The following is a 17,246-nucleotide window of genomic DNA, read 5'->3' on the forward strand; positions in this document are numbered from 1 at the left end:
AGTGTGATATCTAACATGCTTGGCGGCGACTTCATCTGATCATTTTTGCCAGATGAATGAAGCGCTTATCTACGTTAACGGCCGGCGTTTCAGCCTGCTCGTCAGCGCATAGTCCTAGTCCCTTTACACCAAAGCGATGGCCAAAGCCAATCGCTGTGCCTGCGGGGGTGGCAGCACAAAGGCGCTATGGACATTCGCGCGGTGTGCCTAGCCGATGCGCCGGGCGACCGGTTCCGTCTCATGGGAACCCGTGTGGGTAGGGCTCTTCGCGCCCAAATCGAGCTTTTTCCATGCGTTTTCGCGGGTAGTAGGGGTGCCATCGACCAACGCCAAAGTTGTGGCCGGCTGACTGACACGCCCCCGGAGAGGCACAGGCCCGCAAACGATCATGAAGAAATCGTAGGCATGTGGCCGCTCATTGGCCATGACGAACTGGAAGTGCACCCGGAAGAACTTCCAGCGGAACCGGTTGTAATGTTCCGGGCGGATGATTTCGCGGAACCGGACGGGGACGATGGTTGGATTCCGCCGGGCCGGGCCGGCGTCGATCCCGTGACCGGCGATGGGATCGAACGGAAAGAAGTTCATCACGTCCTTGCGGGATTGGCAGTCGATCCAGTCGATGGAAGGCTCCACGGCCAGCAGCCGCAAATTGTCGCGAAAGCCTTGTGCGACTCTATGGAAGCCGACGATCGGCATATTGCCGCCGAGCGTCAGCAGCACGACGCGAGGGCCGTGGCTACCGAGTTCCGGATCGAGTTTCAGCGCGCGGGCGAGGATTTCGGAGCCAAGGAACGAGCCGGAGCTGTGACCGACCAGCACGATTTCCTGCGCTTTGGTAGACTTGGCGACCTGGACCAGATGCTGCGCGAAGCGGTCGATCCGGGCATCCCAGTCCGGCCGGTTGCCGTGGGAAAACTGCCAGGTGAAGATCGTGTCGGCCATCAGATAGAGCAGATACGTGTGCTTTTCGGTGTATTTCAGCAGCGAGCCGAGGACGGCCACAAACACCGCCGCAGCGCCGCAGCCCACCAGAAATCCGTGTATTCCAAGCGCCTGCAGCCCTAACGCGAACAGCCAGGCGATGCCCGCCGACCAGATCGCTCCGTTGAGCAGCAGGACGTGGGGCCAACTGATGAAGGTGGCGAAGCGCCAATGCGCCTTCCAGAACCGGCCCATCGTGCCGGAGAAGACGAGGCCCCAATAGATGGCGATGGCGTGGATCAGCGTGCGCCAGATCGGCACGGCCAGATCGCGCTGGATCATGTCCTCCCAGCGCAGGAAATCGTAATCGGTCGTGGTCTGCCAGCCGTCGCCGGAGGTTTCGATGCGCCAGGAGGCGGATTCATGCGCGAATTCGCCGTCCGTATGACCTTTCGGCCGGCTGACGGAGGTGGTCAGGCCATAAAGCCGGCCGAACTTGCGCAGTTCGGTCCGAAACATGCGGTAATACTGCGAGAGTCCCCGCGGATCGTATCCCTGCACATAGATGACATGACGGTGCTGGACGCGCACGCTGGTTCCCCGGACTGACGGCGGACTATAAACAGGCCGCGCCATGCGCCAAGCGCTAATTCGGCCGCGGGATGATGCGAGGTCTCAGCCCGCGCGATTTCCTACTGGACGTCCAGCGGTTCGGTGCCGACCGCTTTGCCGTTCGAATCCGTGGTGATCTTGTCCACGCGGGCTTCAGCCTGACGCAGCAACTCGTCGCAGCGCCGTTTCAGCGCCTCGCCGCGCTCATAGATGGCGACCGACTCTTCCAGCGGCACCTTGCCGTCTTCGAGGCGCTTCACGATCGATTCCAGTTCTTCGATCGCGGTCTCAAAGGTCAGCTTCTTGACGTCAGCATGGGTGTTCTCGGCCATTCGGTTTCCCGTGTGCGTATTTTGGAAGGACGGAGTCAAAGATATGTTTGAGGGCGTATTGTGGCGGGTAGGTTTTGCGACCTGCGCCCCTTTCAGCGCGATGCCCCCATCAGCGCAGAAACATGGGCCGCGGCCGATTCTTTCAAGCCCTGCAGATCATAACCACCCTCGAGTACCGAGACAATGCGGCCACCGGCGGTGCTGTCGGCGAGATCCATCAGCTTGCGTGTCACCCAGCCGAAATCCTCGGCGTCGAGATTGAGCGACGCGAGCGGATCGCGGCGATGCGCATCGAAGCCGGCGGAGATGATCAGCAGTTCCGGTGCGAATTTCTGCAGTTGCGGCAGGATGAGATTGTCGAAGGCAGAGCGGAATTTTGCACTGCCGTCGCCGTCATGCAGCGGTGCATTGACGACCGTGTCGTGCTCGCCGCGCTCCTGGGATGCACCGGTACCGGGAAACAGCGGCATCTGATGTGTCGAGCAATACATCACCGTGGGGTCGGCCCAGAAAATGTCCTGCGTGCCATTGCCATGGTGGACATCGAAATCCACGACAGCCGCGCGGGTAATGCCGTAGGTGCGCTGCGCATACCGCGCTGCAATCGCGGCCTGATCGAAGAAGCAGAAGCCCATCGGCTTGTTGTGTTCGGCATGATGGCCGGGCGGGCGGGTCGCGACGAAGGCATTGCTGTGCTCGCCTTTCATCACGGCGTCGGTCGCCGCGATTGCGCCGCCGACGCCGCGCATCACCGCTTCCCAGGTGCCGGGGGACATCGACGTGTCGCCGTCGAGATAGACGAGGCCGCTGCTCGGCGCGACATGGCGCAATTCATCGATGTAATGATTGTCATGACAGAGGCTGACGACGTCGAGATTGCCCTCCGGCGCTTCGCCCCGCACCAGCGCGTTGAAGCGGTCTTCGCTGAGTGCCTGCGCCACCGCGCGCATACGGTCGGGGCGTTCAGGATGGCCGGGCGGGGTGAGGTGATCGAGCGAGGCCGGATGGCTTAGAAGAAGTGTCGTCATGCAAATGGTCCGCAAGCGCAGGGTGCGCTGGTATGATGAGACGATAACCTAGCCGGTCAGGTCAGGTTCCGATAGGGGGGGGCATCGCTGGTGCGGTCGTCCCCTAACAAAGCTACCGATCAGAATTATGGATCGCTTTCTTCACATTCGATTCATGTCGTTTCATCGACACCGCCTGACGCCGCGGAATTGAAATGCGCGTTAAGTCGCGGCTGCTATCGGTGGAGGCCGCGGCATTCTGCGGAGAAGGTGCGCATATTCCCTCGTCGGACTCCGCAGTTGCGCTCGCGTCTGGGGTGGGTTCGTACGCGATGAGTGAATCGAAATATCCAAGGCGCGTACCCCATCTCTTGCGTTCGGTGTGGCCGTTCGTTGCCATCGTCTTGCTGCAGGCATTTCTCGCCGGCACCAGCATCCACATCCTGTCGTCGGTCCGCGCCTATGTCACCGGCGAAAGCCGATGGTCGAAGGGGCAGATGGAGGCGGTGCATGCGCTCAGTCTCTATGCCGAGACCGGCGACGACAGATATTATCGTCGTTATCAGGCGAGCATCGCCGTGCCGCTTGGGGATCTCATCGCGCGCCGCGCGCTCGAACAGCCGGTGCCGGATCTGCGGGCTGCCTATGACGGATTCCTGCAAGGCGGCAATGATGCCGCAGACATCCCCGGCATGATCTGGCTGTTTCGCAATTTCAGCAAGGTCGTCTATCTCGCCCGAGCCATCGAGACCTGGCACGCCACCGATCCCGTGATCCAGAATTTGGTGGATACGGCCGACGCCATTCACGCCAGCGTCACCGATGGCAAGGTGGGATCGATGCGCCTCGCAGCCCTGAAGGCGCAGATCGACCAGATCAATGAACAGACCTCGCCGCTGGCAGTGGAGTTCTCCCGGCGTCTCGGCATCGGCTCCCGCGCCATTCAAGGCATTCTGCTGGTCGCCAATGTGTTCACCGCGGCGCTGTTGATCCTGCTCGGCATCTGGCGGACACGTAATCTGCTGATCCAGCGTCAGCGCTTCGAGACGGCGCTGAAGATCGAGAAGGAGCGTGAGCAGAAATACATCTCACGTCTCGCGTTCCAGGCCTCGCATGATGCACTGACGGGGCTGGCGAACCGCCGCGAATTCGAGCGTCGGGTCCAATACGCATTGCCGCGGATCGACGCTGATGCGCGGCCGCATGCACTGATGTTCCTCGATCTCGATCAATTCAAGATCGTCAACGACACCTGCGGCCATGCTGCCGGCGATCATCTGCTGCGGCAGGTCTCGGGCATACTGAAAAAACATCTGCGCCCGGACAATCTGTTGGCCCGCCTTGGCGGCGATGAATTCGCCGTGCTGCTGGAACGCTGCGAGCCGGATCGTGCGGCGGCGACCGCCGAGCGATTGCGGCGGACGGTGGAGGAGCTGAACTTCGTCTGGAACGGACGTTCGTTCAACGTCACCGTCAGTATCGGCCTCGTCTGTATCGCGCAGCCCGAGGTGACGCTGGAAGAGGCGCTACGCGCGGCCGATGCAGCTTGTTACATGGCCAAGGAGAAAGGCCGCAATCGCGTTACACTGCATCAGCCCAGCGATTCCGAATTGCTGCAGCGGTTCGGCGAAATGAACTGGGTACAGCGCATTCACGATGCGCTGGAACAGGATCGCTTCTGTCTCTATGCCCAGAAGATCATTCCGCTCAGCGAGCGCGAGGATGGCACTCTGCATGTCGAACTGTTGTTGCGGCTGCGCGACGAGGCGGGGCAACTGGTTGCGCCCGGCCATTTCATTCCCGCGGCAGAACGTTATGGTTTGATGACGCTGATCGATCGCTGGGTGGTCAGGAATGCGTTCATCATTCTCGCCGCGCGATTGGTCGAAGGTGCGACGCCGGTCTCGACCTGCGCCATCAACCTGTCCGGCGCGACATTCAAGGATGAAAGCTTTCTGGACTATGTCCGCGAGCAGTTCCGTATCTATCGGATACCGCCGACCATCATCTGCTTCGAGATCACCGAGACAAGCGCCATCGCCAATCTCGCCGACGCCAATAAATTCATCCAGGCGCTGCAGCAGATCGGTTGCCGCTTCTCGCTGGACGATTTTGGCAGCGGCATGTCGTCCTTCGCCTATCTCAAGCACCTGCCTGTGGACTATCTCAAGATCGATGGCTCCTTCGTCAAGGACATGCTCACCGATCCGATCGACCGTGCCATGGTCGAGATGATCAGCCATATCGGCAAGATCATGGGCAAGCGGACGGTGGCCGAATTCGTCGAGAGCGACGAGATCATCACGGCGCTCACGGAGATCGGCGTCGACTTTGCGCAGGGCTATGCGGTGGGCAGGCCGGAGCCGTTCGATGTCCATAGCGAGATCGACCGGAGGAACGTGGCGTAGAAGGTGGAGCGGTTGAATTTCATGATCGTCATGGCCAGATGGCGCGAAGCGAGCTTCGCAATAATCCCAGGCCTCTCCCCACGTCATGGCCGGGCTTGACCCGGCCATCCATCTTTCTTGTGCGACGGTGTGCGGGCCAAGCTGGATCCCCGGGTCAAGCCCGGGGATGACACCTGTGGGTGCGGCGCCGATAGCGCGTCGCGCCGTCGCAGATTCAACTGTCAAACAGCCACGGCTCTTCAGACATGCGTCATCACCCCTGTTGTTTGCGGCGTGGGGGCGCCGTCGTTGCTTGCATTCCCACCCTCTTGCGAGAGGGCGTGCGGAACGCCGGGTGCCCGTTGCACCCTTGGGCCTGATGCGAATGCGGTCTTCCGCAAGCGGGAATGCATCAGGACTTTCGGAGGCGCCGAGCGATTGCCCGACGTTCCGCCTGCGGTGTTTTTTCGGTTGCTTGCACTTTGCCTCGACGAACGCTCCGATCGCGAATTAAAGTCCCAAGGCGATGGGAAGGGAGCCTCAAGCGAATAGGCCGGACACGTTTTGACTTGGTCGTCCGTCACACTGTCCAGGGAGTCTGTCCATCCGAAGGTCGGCCGTCTCCTTGCCAGTGGCAGTGCTGGCGCAGATCCGTCCTGCCCGAAGACAGACGTCACCCCCAAACCGCGTAACGCCGCATCTCCGGCGTCCACCGCATCCCACCCCGCGAACGTGACGATCGCGATCGCCCCTCTCGGTGGGGCAGGACGGAGGGGAATATAAACCTGACGAAGGTGTTGTCAACGGGAGATAGGAAAAAATGTGCGGGGATGTAAGAGCCCGCCCCCGCCCCACACTCGTCATTCCGGGGCGGGACCGGCGCCGAAGGCGACGGGACTGAACCCGGAATCTCAACGTTGAAGTCTCCGTAGAGCCAAACACTCCGGGATTCCGGGTTCGCGCTCTGCCGGCTTCGCCGGCGACGCACGCCCTCAGGCAAACCAATTGGTTTGCCGGGGAATGACGAGCTTGGATCGAGATTCCGGGGCCGGGGAATGACGAGCCATGATGATTCCGGAATGACAGCCTGGGGCAGACAGACGTTCCGCTAATCCACTCGCGCAATCCGCCCCAGCGGCATCGGCGACACCGGGCTGTTGGCCTTCATGTAGGCATTCAGCGCATCGACATCATAAACGCCGACCAGCGGCTCCTTGCCCTCTTTCAGCACCGTGAAGCCATCGCCGCCGACGGCCAGAAAGCCGTTCACGGTGACGCGATAATTTGCTGCGGGATCGATCACCTTGCCATCCAGCATCATACGCTCGGGTGGAACGCGCTGGCCCGCTGCCGCCGTATTATCCCAGGCATAGCTGAAGCCTTTCGAGACCTGCAGGATGCGCGGCCGGCTCGGCGTGTTCCATTGCTGCTCGAGCATCGCCTTGATCTGCGCGCCTGTGAGCGTCAGCGTCACCAGTTGATTACGGAACGGCTGTGCCGCGAAGACGTCGCCATAGGTCACGCTGCCGTCGGCCGATTTGGTGATGTCGGCGCGGATGCCGCCGGGATTGGTAAAGGCGATCACGGCAGCGCCGAGATTGCCGGCCGATGTCGCGGCGAGATGTGCGTCAGCGATGATATCGCCAAGCGGGCTTTCGCCGGTCGTCATGTCGGGCATGCGCGACAGCGTTGCGGTGATCGATCCCGCAGGACGGCTGGCGATCGGCGCGGCAACCTTGTCATAGGCGGCGAGCAAGGCGGTCTGCGCGGGATCGGCGGGATAGGTCGCCGTGCGCACGATGACATTGTCGGCCTTGGCGCTGATGACATCGCGCGTCGTACGGTCGAGCTTGAGGTCGATGGTGGTGACCAGCGTGCCGTATTTGTCGCCCGAGGTGACGAGCCGTCCGTCGATCTGGCAGGTATAGGCGCGGTGCGTGTGGCCGCTGACCACGACGTCGACCGCCTTGTCGAACTTCTTCACGATATCGACGATTGGTCCGGAAATACCCGGGCATTCATTGTAGTCGCCGGTGGGGAAGCCGCCTTCATGGATCAGCACCACCATGGCCTCGACACCCTTGGCCTTCAGTTCGGGCACCAGCGCATTGACGGTGTCCGCTTCATCCCTGAATTCGAGACCGGCAATGCCGGGCGGCGCCACGAGGCCGGGCGTACCTTTCAGCGTCAGGCCGATGAAGGCGACGGGAATGCCGTCGAATGTCTTGATCTGATAGGCCGGCAGCAGCGGCCGGCCGGTCTTCGTATCGATGGTCGAGGCGGCGAGATAGTTGAACGTCGCGCCGGCAAACGGATGCGGGCCTTGGCAGCCATCGACGGGATGGCAGCCACCGTTCTGCATGCGCAGCAGCTCCTCGCGGCCTTCGTCGAATTCGTGATTACCGACCGAGGCGATCTCAAGGCCCATCATCGATAGTGCCTCGATGGTCGGTTCATCATGAAACAGCGCGGAGAGAAACGGGCTGGCGCCGATCAGGTCGCCGGCAGCCACGAATACGCTGTTCGGCTTGCCGGCGCGGAGTTGCTTCACCAGCGTCGCCATATGCTCGGCACCGCCCGCGGGGATCGTGATCTTCTTCGTCCTGTCGGCGGGATCGTCGATGGCGATGCCGCCGGGGGCAGGGCGCAGATTTCCGTGGAAGTCGTTGATGGCAAGGACGGTGACGTCGACGGGGGTGGGGGATGTCTGGGCGAGGGCGGTTGCGCCACACGCAAGTGAGATCAAGAGAGCGAGAGATGCGATGCGCGCCGTCTTAACCTCTCCCCGTGCTTTACGGGGAGAGGTCGGATCGCTCTTGCGATCCGGGTGAGGGGCGGCGCAAGGGCATTGCCATTCGGGAGAGCTATCGGGTCGCATGATTTTGAGCATCTTGTATCGATGATTGAAGACTTTGGCGTCTCAGTGCGACAGCGATGTGATCCGCTAGATCTCCATCGATGCTGGCATGGTGCCATGCCCCTCACCCGCCGCGAAGACGCGGCGACCTCTCCCCGTAAGCACGGGGAGAGGTTAGATCACCCCTTCTTGCGCGCGAAGAACGCCTTGAACGCCGCGCTCGCTTCCTGCGACTTCATGCGCTCGCCGAACAGATGGCTCTCCTGATCGATGCGCCGCGTGAGATCCTCGGGCGGGAGCTTCAGCAGCCGGCGCGAGATTGCCACGGCTTCCACCGGCAGTGCGCAGATTTCGCGGGCGACCTTGCGCGCTTCGACTTCGGTGTGACCGGGCGGCACGATTTCGTTGATGAAACCGGCGGCCTGGCCATCTTCCGCCGTCATCGTGCGGCCCATCACCAGCGCGGCGAAGGCCCGCTGATGACCCATGGTACGCGGGAACAGCAGGCTGGAGGCGGCTTCCGGCACCAGGCCGAGATGAATGAACGGCGTTGAGAAGGTTGCGGTGGTCGAGGCCAGCACATAGTCGCAGTGGAACAGCATGGTCGTGCCGATGCCGATGGCAATGCCATCCACCGCGGCGATGATCGGCTTGGTGTTCTGCGCCAGCGAATACAGAAACTTCACGGCGTTCGACGCGCGTGGGGACTCGGCCTTTTCGGCGCTGTCCTTCAGAAAATCCTGCAGGTCGTTGCCCGCGGTGAAGGCGCCGGAGCCGCCGGTGATGATCATGCAGCGGATATCGGGATTGTTCTGCGCGGTGTCGATCGCGTCCGACATGGCGTGATACATGTCCTGCGTCAGCGCGTTCTTCTTTTCCGGCCGGCGCAGCGTGATCACGCGCGTGGCCTCGTCGTCGGTCACGATCAGATGTTCGGTCATGTCAATCCCTTGCAGCTCCTTGCAGCGCCCCGCAAAAAGCGCGGCTGGCACGTTTCCTCTGCCGGATATTACATCAATCCGCTGCGGCCGATATGGAGGGCGATGGTTTATGCCAGCAAAACGGCATCGGCCGACATCACGGATTCACTGGAGTCCATCACGGTGCGTTCAAGCGAACCAGCCTGCACCGCAACATTCTCGGCGAAGAACCGCGCCAGTGTGACATAGCGCGTCGCGTCGCTGCCGCCGTCGATGTCGCGCGCTGCAAGCGCCTCATTGGCCAGCATGCAGCCGCCGAGGGTGGAGCCGAACAGCCGCAGATAGGGCGTGGCGCCGGACAGTGCGTCGTTTGGCGCCGAGGCTAGCTTCTCCAGCAGCCACTTGCTCGAACGCTCCAGCGAGCCGAGCGCGTCGCGGAGTTTTGTGCCGGTGGTGCCGAAACCGGGATCGTTGGAGGCCTCCACGCGCGACACGATGCCGCCGAGTTCATCGAGCAGTGCCCATACCGCTTCGCCGCCTGATGCCGCGAGTTTTCGCGTGACGAGATCGATCGACTGGATACCGTTGGTGCCTTCATAGATCGCGGTGATGCGCGCATCGCGGTAGTGCTGCGCAGCGCCGGTCTCCTCGATGAAGCCCATACCGCCATGGATCTGCACGCCCAGTGACGTCACTTCATTGCCGATATCCGTGGAGAAGGCCTTGGCGATCGGCGTCAGCAGTGCGCCGCGTGCCGCCGCTTCGGTGCGCACCTTGGCGTTGGGCGAACGCGCGGCGACGTCGAGCGCCACGGCGGTCGCGTAGCAGATGGTGCGCGCTGCGGCGGTGAGCGAGCGCATCTGCATCAGCATGCGCTTGACGTCGGGATGCACGATGATCGGGTCCATGCCGGCCGTCTTGCTGCCGATGCCGCGGCCCTGCTTGCGCTCCTGCGCGAAGGCCAGCGCCTGCTGATAGGCGCGGTCGGCAATGCCGACGCCTTCAAGGCCGACGCCGAGCCGGGCCTGGTTCATCATCGTGAACATGCACAGCATGCCGCGATTTTCCTCGCCGATGAGGTAACCAACGGCGCCGCCCTTGTCGCCCATGGTCATGGTGCAGGTGGGGGAGGCATGCATGCCGAGCTTGTGCTCGACGCCCGACGCATGGATATCGTTGCGTTCGCCGAGCGAGCCGTCGGCGTTGACGAGGAATTTCGGAATCAGGAACAGCGAGATACCCTTGGTGCCGGCGGGCGCATCGGGTAATCGTGCGAGCACGAAATGCACGATGTTGTCGGTCATGTCGTGATCGCCATAGGTGATGAAGATCTTGGTGCCGGAGATGCGATAGCTGCCATCGGCCTGACGCTCGGCGCGCGAGCGCAGCGCGCCCACATCGGAGCCGGCCTGCGGCTCGGTGAGCTGCATGGTGCCGGTCCATTCGCCGGTGACGAGCTTTTCCAGATAGATCTTCTTGAGCTCATCGCTGCCATGGGCGTCGAGCGCTTCGATGGCCGACAGCGTCAGCAACGGGCAGAGGCCGAAGGCGATGTTCGACGCGCTCCAGATCTCGGTGCAGGCGGCATTGATCGCCAGCGGCAGGCCCTGGCCGCCGAAGGCTTCGGGGCCGGAGACGCCGTTCCAGCCGGCGGCAGTCCAGCGCGCATAGGCATCGGGCCAGCCGGGGGCGGTGGTGACCTTGTTGTCGGCAAGCTTGATGCCGTTCTTGTCGCCCACGGTATTGAGCGGCGCCAGAACGTCACTGGCAAAGCGGCCGGCTTCTTCGAGCACGGCAGCGGTCATGTCGGCGTCGAAATCGCCATAATGCCCGGCTTTCAGGGCCGCCTGCAGGCCGGCGCCATGATTCAGGGCCAGCAGCATGTCGTTGATCGGTGCTCGGTAGGTCATGGCATCTCGCTCCCGGAAATTCTTTCAGCTTTCCGCCGTCTTCCCACGAAACGGGCAGCTCCTCAACACGCCAAAGGGCGCATCCGGGGCTCTCTGTGGCTGGGGCGGCAAGATCCGAGCCTCCGTATGGGGAAACGAAATCCGCCAACTTCTGCTGCAATATCAATGGCTATCTTGAAGCTGACTTGTGCGATACGACGCATTCATGTTGATGCGGATCAAAAGCTGGGCCCGGAACATCAAGACGGACACGCATGCCGTCTATCTCGCCGCGCGCGATCCGCGGGTGCCGTGGTTTGCGAAAGTTCTCGCGATCGCTGTCGCCGCCTATGCGCTGTCGCCGATCGATCTCATTCCGGATTTCGTGCCGGTCCTTGGCTATCTCGACGACCTGATCATCGTGCCGCTGGGTATCTGGCTCGTGGTGGCGCTGGTCCCGGGCGAGGTGATGGCCGAGTACCGGATCAAGGCGCGCGAAGCTGCGGAACGCCCGACCAGCAGATCGGGCATGATCGCCATCATCGTGTTGTGGCTCGCCAGCGCACTCCTGCTCGGGTGGCTCGGCTATCGCTACTGGACGCGGACCTGATCGCCCACGCCCGTCAGAACCTGACCTTCACACCGGCATAGAAGGCGCGGGGCCGCGCCGGGCTGACCGAACGTGCGTCCGTGAACTGGGCGCCGCCATTGGCAAAATTCGGCACCGAGTCGGTTTCGAAGAAAGTCCCGTATGTCGAATAGCGTCGGTCGAGGATGTTGTCGACGCGGGCGAAGACCTGCACGGATTTGTCGATCTGGTACGACGCGTGGGCATTGAACACGGTATAGGCTTCAAGTTTCGGTGCCTGGTTGGAATCGTCACCGACGAAATACTGGCTGCTGACGAACAGCGCATCAGCCCCGACCTTGAAAGCGTCAGTCAGTGCATAGTCGAACCCGGCCTTGACGCGGTGACGCGGGATCGCCGGGATCTGGTTGCCGGGCAGGATCTGGACGTTGCCGTCGTCATCCTTGAACGGGCTGTTCGATCCGATCGCGAGCGGATCAAGGAAGCGCGCATCGACGAAGGCATAGCTGGCATAGAGCTGCAGGGTCGGCGCACGCAATGTGACTTCCGCCTCGATGCCCTGCCGGCGCGTCGAGCCGACATTCTGGAAATAGCCATAGCCTTGCAGCACCGGGCTCGGGATTGCGAGAATGTCATCGGTGTTGGTGGCGCGGAAGGCGCCGAGCTTCCAGCCCAGCGTGCCCGCATTCAGCTCCTTCGTGCCACGCAGGCCAGCTTCTATCGTATGTGAAACCACCTGCTTGAGCGGCGGGTCGGAGATCAGGAAGGCACCGACGATGCAGGGATTGGCGGGGTCGGCGCAGCCGAGTTCCAGCGGGGTCGGCGCGCGGTTGGCTTCCGAATAGCCGGCATAGGCCGTCAGCTCAGGCGTGATCTTGTAGGTACCGCCGATGATCGGATTGAAACGGTTGAAAGTGTGGTCACCGTTGAGCGCGGTGCCGATCTGATCCTCAAGCACGATCTGCGCCGTGTTGAAGCGGCCGCCGCCGGTGATCGAAAAGGCATTGGTCACATCGAAGGTGTCGAGCGCGTAAATGCCGCCATAGCGATTGGTGGTGCGCAGCGACACCGGGCCGATCGCGATCGGATCGCCGGACTGACCGAGGGCAATCCCGCTGCCGGTGACGATGTAATCCGGGCCGATCGTGCCGAGTTCGGCGCTGGCCGTGAAATGACTGGCGCTGGACGAATAGCTGGCGCCGACGACAAAGCGGTTGTTATGGCCGAACAACTGATCGGTATTGGTCGCCTGCAGGGAGCCGCCCACCGTGGTCGAGCGCGTCGAGGTACGATCATTCTCGCCAAGAACCGCGCCGGGCGCGAAAGGATTGGCAATTTGCGCGCCGTTCAGGCCGTTGGCCGGCGTGTCGTCATCGCCGAAGCACAGGAGGGTCGGATCTTCGCAGGGCTGGGTGCCGGTTGGATTGCCATCCTGGGTCTTGTTCCGGAAGAATCTCAGATGCGCCGACGCCTCCACCGTCCAGGTCGGCGTCGCCTCGACCTTTCCCGTGAAATTGAGATAGCCGACGCGATTGTTCGAGGTCTGCGGCGTTGTATAGGTGGCGCCATAATTCTGCTGCAGCAGTTCGACCGGAACGGTCGCCGAGGCGCCAAACTTGTTGTTGGCGACGCCCATATTCAGGTGAAGCTCGCTGCTGTCGCTGCGATAGCCGACATCGCCATAAAAGCGTCGGACGTCCGATGTCGCGAAGTTGCGGAAGCCCTTGTCATGCAGGCCTTCGAGCGCGCCATAGACGGCGAAGCCCTCGACCTGCTTGCCCCATTGCGCCGAGCCCTGGATGCGGCCGAACGAGCCGCCCATCGTGCTGAGCTCGGCTCCCTGATAGTTGAAGCCGTCCTTCATCTGGATGTTGACCGCGCCGCCCAGCGCGTTGAGGCCGAAGGCGGGATTGTTGGTGACCACGCTGACCGAGCGGATTGCCGCGGTCGGGATCAGGTCCCAATTGACGGTGTCGCCGAAGGCTTCGTTGATACGCACGCCATTCTGATAGACTGCGAGCCCCTGCGGCGTGCCAGCCACCGGCGATGCCACGAAGCCGCGAAATTGCAGATCGGGCTGGAAGGGATTGCCCGCGACTTCGTTGATCAGAATGCCGGGCACTTGCTGCTGCAGGGCATCAGTAACGTTCAGGGAATTGGCACGTTCGATCGCGCGCGCATCGACATAATTGATACTCGCCGTGACCTTGTCGATGTCGATGCCGGAACGCGACGTTGGCGTGGTCGGATAGACGTAGACCGTACGCGGCCGCTCGGTGACCCGCTGGGTGGTCTGACGCCGCGGGCCGCGTTTGCTGGCGGTGGCGGGGGCGGACACCACCACCGGAGGCAGCACCTGCGGCTCTCCAGGTGGACTTTGCGCAAAAGCCGTTTCGGAAACCGGTAGAAAACCCGTCGACAGCGAAGCCACGACCAGCACTCTTACGCGCATCTGTTTCACCCCATTCCGCGTCGGCGCTCTGATGGCACCGTTCGGTAGCGTGATACTAGCGAGTGTGAGAGGCTGCGCTATCTGCAAATGTCGAAATCCGTCTCAGTTATTTTCCCGATAAAGTCGGGACAAATTCCCGATCGCGCGTTACAGGCGGATTTGGCAGCGGCTCCGTCACGGGAATGATAGCCTCGACAGTCACGCCGTCCACGTCAGATCTGACCGTGAGCGTCCCGCCCAGGGCCCAGACCCGCTCTCTCATGCCGACCAGACCAAAGCCGCCATTGCGATCAGGATCGAGGCCGCGGCCATTGTCACGCACGCGGACCAATACATTGTCATAGTCAGGCTTCGCCGCCGCCCCCATCACCGGTTCGATGACTACGCTCACGGCAGAGGCTTGCGCATGGCGGAACACATTGGTGAGTGCCTCCTGAACGACGCGATAGGCGGTTAGTTCGGCAACCTCACCAAGCGGAGCAAGCGTCGGGGATATCAGGCTCTCGATAACGACCTCCGGATGGGATTCGCGCCAGAGACGCAGCAAGACCGTAATGGCACCGGACAAACCGAGATCCGTCAGCCCGACCGGCCGCAATCGTTCGAGAATGCGGCGATTGAACTGCTGCAAGACATCGACCTGCGCCAGAATGGCAGTGCCATGCCTCGACAAGGCACCTGTGCCCGACGGATCGTGATCGGCAAGACGCATCACTGCGCCGGCATGGGCGCGCAGGGCGAACAGATACGGCCCGAACTCGTCATGCAGTTCGCGTGCGATATCCTTGCGCTCGATATCCTGCAGCGAGACGGCCCGTTGGGCCAGACGCCGCCGGTCCTCGAGCACATCGCCCAATGTGGCAGCGAGATGATTGAGCCGGATGCAGAGTGCGGCGAGTTCCGGTGCTCCCGTGGGGGCGACGCGCGCCTGATAGTTCCCGGCTTCGATATCGACCATGGCCTGCGACAATGCATCGAGCGGCGCCAGCGCCCGCCGAACGACCAGGCTCGTGACGACGAACAACACCATTGCAACGATCAGACTGAGTGCGAGCTGGGTGACGATGCCGTCCCATATCTCCCGCATCTCGTCATCGGGATGGGACGTGATCAGCAGCGTCTGCTGTTTGTCGCCAACCATCACCGACACTGACTCCGATATCCGCGCGGGATGGATCAATGATACGAACCACGATGGTGGAGAACCTGCGCCGTCGCTCCGGTCATGCCCGTCACTCTTTGGGGACGGCATGTTCCCGTCGCCTTGCCTGATGATGCTGACATGTCGCAATCGATTGAGATCGGCGACAATTTTATCGAGCCGCGCATTCGGATCCGGCGCTTCGTTCAGGCTGGTTCCGATACTTTCGATGACTTCACGTGTCAGCCGGATCACGCTCTGGTCCTCGGCCTGGACGCGTGGGCCAGCTTCCAGCGCGAGCCGCACGACATTGGCGACCAGGCCAAGAGCGAGCACGAGCGCCACCAGAAGATTGATCCGCGCGCGCAGCGAAAGATTCTGCCACATGACCATGCTTTCACTCGCATCTCGCCTGCATGCCGCGACTATGAACTTGACAGCGAAATTCGACGGCGATCATATCGGATCGAGGCGACCTTCGATTGTCAATCATGTCACTCCAAAGGCGCGCGGCTGATGCAGCGCAGCAATCGAGGAGCAGGTCGAGACTTGCTAACAGAGTTTCTGGCCGACAGAGTTTACGGGGTTAACCCATGCGCGTTCTGATCGTCGATGATCACCCCATCGTCACATCGGGTTGCCGCGCGGTGTTCGCGGACGATCCGGAGATCGAACTTCTGGAAGCCTCCGATGCCGCCAGTGGGGAGCAGGTTTTCCTGACCGGGGACCCCGATATCTGCATCATCGATATCAATCTGCCGACAGTGTCCGGATATGAACTGGCGCGGCGCATTCTGCTGCGCGACGACACGATGCGCATCATCATGTTCAGCATGAATGACGACCCGATCTTCGCTGCCCGTGCGATCGAGAGTGGCGCCAAGGGCTATGTCTCCAAGACCGGCGATCCACACGATCTGCTGGAGGCCGTCTACGAGGTTGCGCGGGGCGGCGTGTATCTGCCACCGGCGATGGCGCGAAGCCTAGCCTTTGCCGGACCTGCGCTGACGCAGAGCCCGCTGTCGAAGCTGAATTCGCGCGAGATGGAGATCCTGCGACTGCTCGGTGCCGGCAAGAGCCTTGCCGAGATTGCATGGATGGTTCACGCCTCCTACAAGACGGTCGCCAATACATCGTCACTCATGCGGCAAAAGCTCGGCGTCCGCAGCTCAGTCGAGCTGGTGCGCTTCGCCATCGAGCGTGGCATCGCCTGACCCGGCGTTCCTGACCAGATATCACCCGTTTCGGCGATGTCGCATCGCTGCCGCACCCAACCTGTAGAGTCATGACCATGCAGACAGTTTCGCTCAATCGATCATATGGCGGCACGCAGGGGGTCTACAAACACGCCAGTCGGGCGACCGGAACTGACATGACATTCTCGGTCTATGTGCCGCCGCATCAAGACGGCGCCAGGCTGCCCGTGGTCTGGTATCTCTCGGGCCTCACCTGCACCCACGCCAATGTCACCGAAAAGGGCGATTTTCGCGCCGCATGCGCCGAATTGGGGCTGATCTTCATTGCGCCGGACACCAGCCCGCGCGGTGCCGATGTTCCCGGTGACGCCAACAATGCCTATGACTTCGGGCTGGGCGCCGGCTTCTACGTCGATGCCACCCAGGAGCCTTATGCGCGCAACTATCGCATGTGGAGCTATGTGACCGAGGAGCTGCCGCAGCTCGTGGCCAACCAGTTCCCGATCGATAGCAGTCGTCAGTCGATTCTCGGCCATTCCATGGGCGGGCATGGCGCGCTGACCATTGCGCTGCGTCATCCCGATCGTTACCGCGCGGCCAGCGCGTTCGCGCCGATCGTGGCGCCGTCGCAAGTCCCGTGGGGGATCAAGGCGCTGGGCGGCTATCTCGGCGACGACAAAGCGGCGTGGCGAAAGCACGATGCGGTTGCGCTGATCGAGGACGGCGCGCGATTCCCCGAATTTCTGGTCGATCAGGGCGACGCCGACAATTTTCTGACCGAACAATTGCGGCCTGAACTGCTGCAGAGCGCTTGCGCAAAGGCTGGCATTCCGCTGACGCTGCGCCACCAGCCCGGCTACGATCACAGCTACTATTTCATCTCGACCTTCATGGCCGATCATCTGCGCTGGCACGCGGCGCGGCTTAAAGGGTGAGCAGC

General features: G+C 62.1%; 12 protein-coding genes. 4 read left to right on the forward strand and 8 right to left on the reverse strand.

What is annotated here, in order from left to right; genetic code table 11:
* Positions 1-207: 207 nt before the first annotated feature.
* From CHC01_RS19985 to CHC01_RS19995, 3 genes are all read right to left on the reverse strand, one after another.
* Entirely contained in the window at positions 208-1,515 is a 1,308-nt protein-coding gene (locus CHC01_RS19985; RefSeq protein WP_141137132.1) for an alpha/beta hydrolase, read from the reverse strand.
* Between the two features lie 101 nt (positions 1,516-1,616).
* A complete protein-coding gene (locus CHC01_RS19990; protein ID WP_089265989.1) occupies positions 1,617-1,868 on the reverse strand; it encodes an exodeoxyribonuclease VII small subunit in 252 nt (83 codons plus the stop codon).
* A gap of 92 nt (positions 1,869-1,960) precedes the next feature.
* Positions 1,961-2,896, reverse strand: coding sequence for a histone deacetylase family protein (locus tag CHC01_RS19995; protein WP_089265990.1), 936 nt, complete (start codon positions 2,894-2,896; stop codon positions 1,961-1,963).
* A 311-nt stretch (positions 2,897-3,207) separates the two neighbouring features.
* Between CHC01_RS19995 and CHC01_RS20000 the strand changes: the two genes are divergently transcribed.
* A complete protein-coding gene (locus tag CHC01_RS20000) occupies positions 3,208-5,283 on the forward strand; it encodes a putative bifunctional diguanylate cyclase/phosphodiesterase (protein ID WP_089266260.1) in 2,076 nt (691 codons plus the stop codon).
* A gap of 1,087 nt (positions 5,284-6,370) precedes the next feature.
* On the opposite strand, the gene CHC01_RS20005 is transcribed toward CHC01_RS20000, so the two are convergent.
* From CHC01_RS20005 to CHC01_RS20015, 3 genes are all read right to left on the reverse strand, one after another.
* The gene (locus CHC01_RS20005; protein WP_089266261.1) at positions 6,371-8,140 is read right to left on the reverse strand and encodes a bifunctional metallophosphatase/5'-nucleotidase; all 1,770 of its coding nucleotides are present in this window, start codon (positions 8,138-8,140) and stop codon (positions 6,371-6,373) included.
* Between the two features lie 158 nt (positions 8,141-8,298).
* On the reverse strand, positions 8,299-9,060 hold the full coding sequence (locus tag CHC01_RS20010) for a crotonase/enoyl-CoA hydratase family protein (RefSeq protein ID WP_089265991.1): 762 nt from the start codon (positions 9,058-9,060) through the stop codon (positions 8,299-8,301).
* Between the two features lie 107 nt (positions 9,061-9,167).
* A complete protein-coding gene (locus CHC01_RS20015; RefSeq protein WP_089265992.1) occupies positions 9,168-10,949 on the reverse strand; it encodes an acyl-CoA dehydrogenase family protein in 1,782 nt (593 codons plus the stop codon).
* A 205-nt stretch (positions 10,950-11,154) separates the two neighbouring features.
* Here CHC01_RS20015 and CHC01_RS20020 point away from each other — a divergent pair, with 205 nt between their 5' ends.
* Positions 11,155-11,538 (forward strand): YkvA family protein, encoded by a 384-nt coding sequence (locus CHC01_RS20020; RefSeq protein ID WP_089265993.1) that lies wholly within the window; start codon positions 11,155-11,157, stop codon positions 11,536-11,538.
* 13 nt (positions 11,539-11,551) lie between these two features.
* On the opposite strand, the gene CHC01_RS20025 is transcribed toward CHC01_RS20020, so the two are convergent.
* Both CHC01_RS20025 and CHC01_RS20030 read right to left on the reverse strand, forming a co-directional pair.
* Positions 11,552-13,969: a TonB-dependent receptor gene (locus tag CHC01_RS20025; protein WP_089265994.1), complete on the reverse strand. Its 2,418-nt coding sequence runs from the start codon at positions 13,967-13,969 to the stop codon at positions 11,552-11,554.
* Positions 13,970-14,075: 106 nt separating this feature from the next.
* On the reverse strand, positions 14,076-15,497 hold the full coding sequence (locus CHC01_RS20030; RefSeq protein WP_089265995.1) for an ATP-binding protein: 1,422 nt from the start codon (positions 15,495-15,497) through the stop codon (positions 14,076-14,078).
* 206 nt (positions 15,498-15,703) lie between these two features.
* Here CHC01_RS20030 and CHC01_RS20035 point away from each other — a divergent pair, with 206 nt between their 5' ends.
* Both CHC01_RS20035 and fghA read left to right on the forward strand, forming a co-directional pair.
* A complete protein-coding gene (locus CHC01_RS20035; RefSeq protein WP_068734560.1) occupies positions 15,704-16,324 on the forward strand; it encodes a response regulator transcription factor in 621 nt (206 codons plus the stop codon).
* Between the two features lie 71 nt (positions 16,325-16,395).
* The gene (gene fghA / locus CHC01_RS20040) at positions 16,396-17,241 is read left to right on the forward strand and encodes an S-formylglutathione hydrolase (protein WP_089265996.1); all 846 of its coding nucleotides are present in this window, start codon (positions 16,396-16,398) and stop codon (positions 17,239-17,241) included.
* Positions 17,242-17,246: the final 5 nt, after the last annotated feature.

This window comes from Tardiphaga sp. OK246 (genome assembly GCF_900188215.1).
GTDB classification, from domain to species: Bacteria; Pseudomonadota; Alphaproteobacteria; order Rhizobiales; family Xanthobacteraceae; genus Tardiphaga; species Tardiphaga robiniae.

Bases quoted from the DNA above. Each gene is read 5' to 3' on its own strand.
- CHC01_RS19990 (WP_089265989.1), bottom strand. From the start codon at position 1,868: ATGGCCGAGAACACCCATGCTGACGTCAAGAAGCTGACCTTTGAGACC.
- CHC01_RS20005 (WP_089266261.1), bottom strand. From the start codon at position 8,140: ATGCGACCCGATAGCTCTCCCGAATGGCAATGCCCTTGCGCCGCCCCT.
- CHC01_RS20025 (WP_089265994.1), bottom strand. From the start codon at position 13,969: ATGCGCGTAAGAGTGCTGGTCGTGGCTTCGCTGTCGACGGGTTTTCTA.
- fghA (WP_089265996.1), top strand. From the start codon at position 16,396: ATGACCATGCAGACAGTTTCGCTCAATCGATCATATGGCGGCACGCAG.
- CHC01_RS19995 (WP_089265990.1), bottom strand. From the start codon at position 2,896: ATGACGACACTTCTTCTAAGCCATCCGGCCTCGCTCGATCACCTCACC.
- CHC01_RS20020 (WP_089265993.1), top strand. From the start codon at position 11,155: ATGTTGATGCGGATCAAAAGCTGGGCCCGGAACATCAAGACGGACACG.
- CHC01_RS20035 (WP_068734560.1), top strand. From the start codon at position 15,704: ATGCGCGTTCTGATCGTCGATGATCACCCCATCGTCACATCGGGTTGC.
- CHC01_RS20000 (WP_089266260.1), top strand. From the start codon at position 3,208: ATGAGTGAATCGAAATATCCAAGGCGCGTACCCCATCTCTTGCGTTCG.
- CHC01_RS20015 (WP_089265992.1), bottom strand. From the start codon at position 10,949: ATGACCTACCGAGCACCGATCAACGACATGCTGCTGGCCCTGAATCAT.
- CHC01_RS20030 (WP_089265995.1), bottom strand. From the start codon at position 15,497: ATGTGGCAGAATCTTTCGCTGCGCGCGCGGATCAATCTTCTGGTGGCG.
- CHC01_RS20010 (WP_089265991.1), bottom strand. From the start codon at position 9,060: ATGACCGAACATCTGATCGTGACCGACGACGAGGCCACGCGCGTGATC.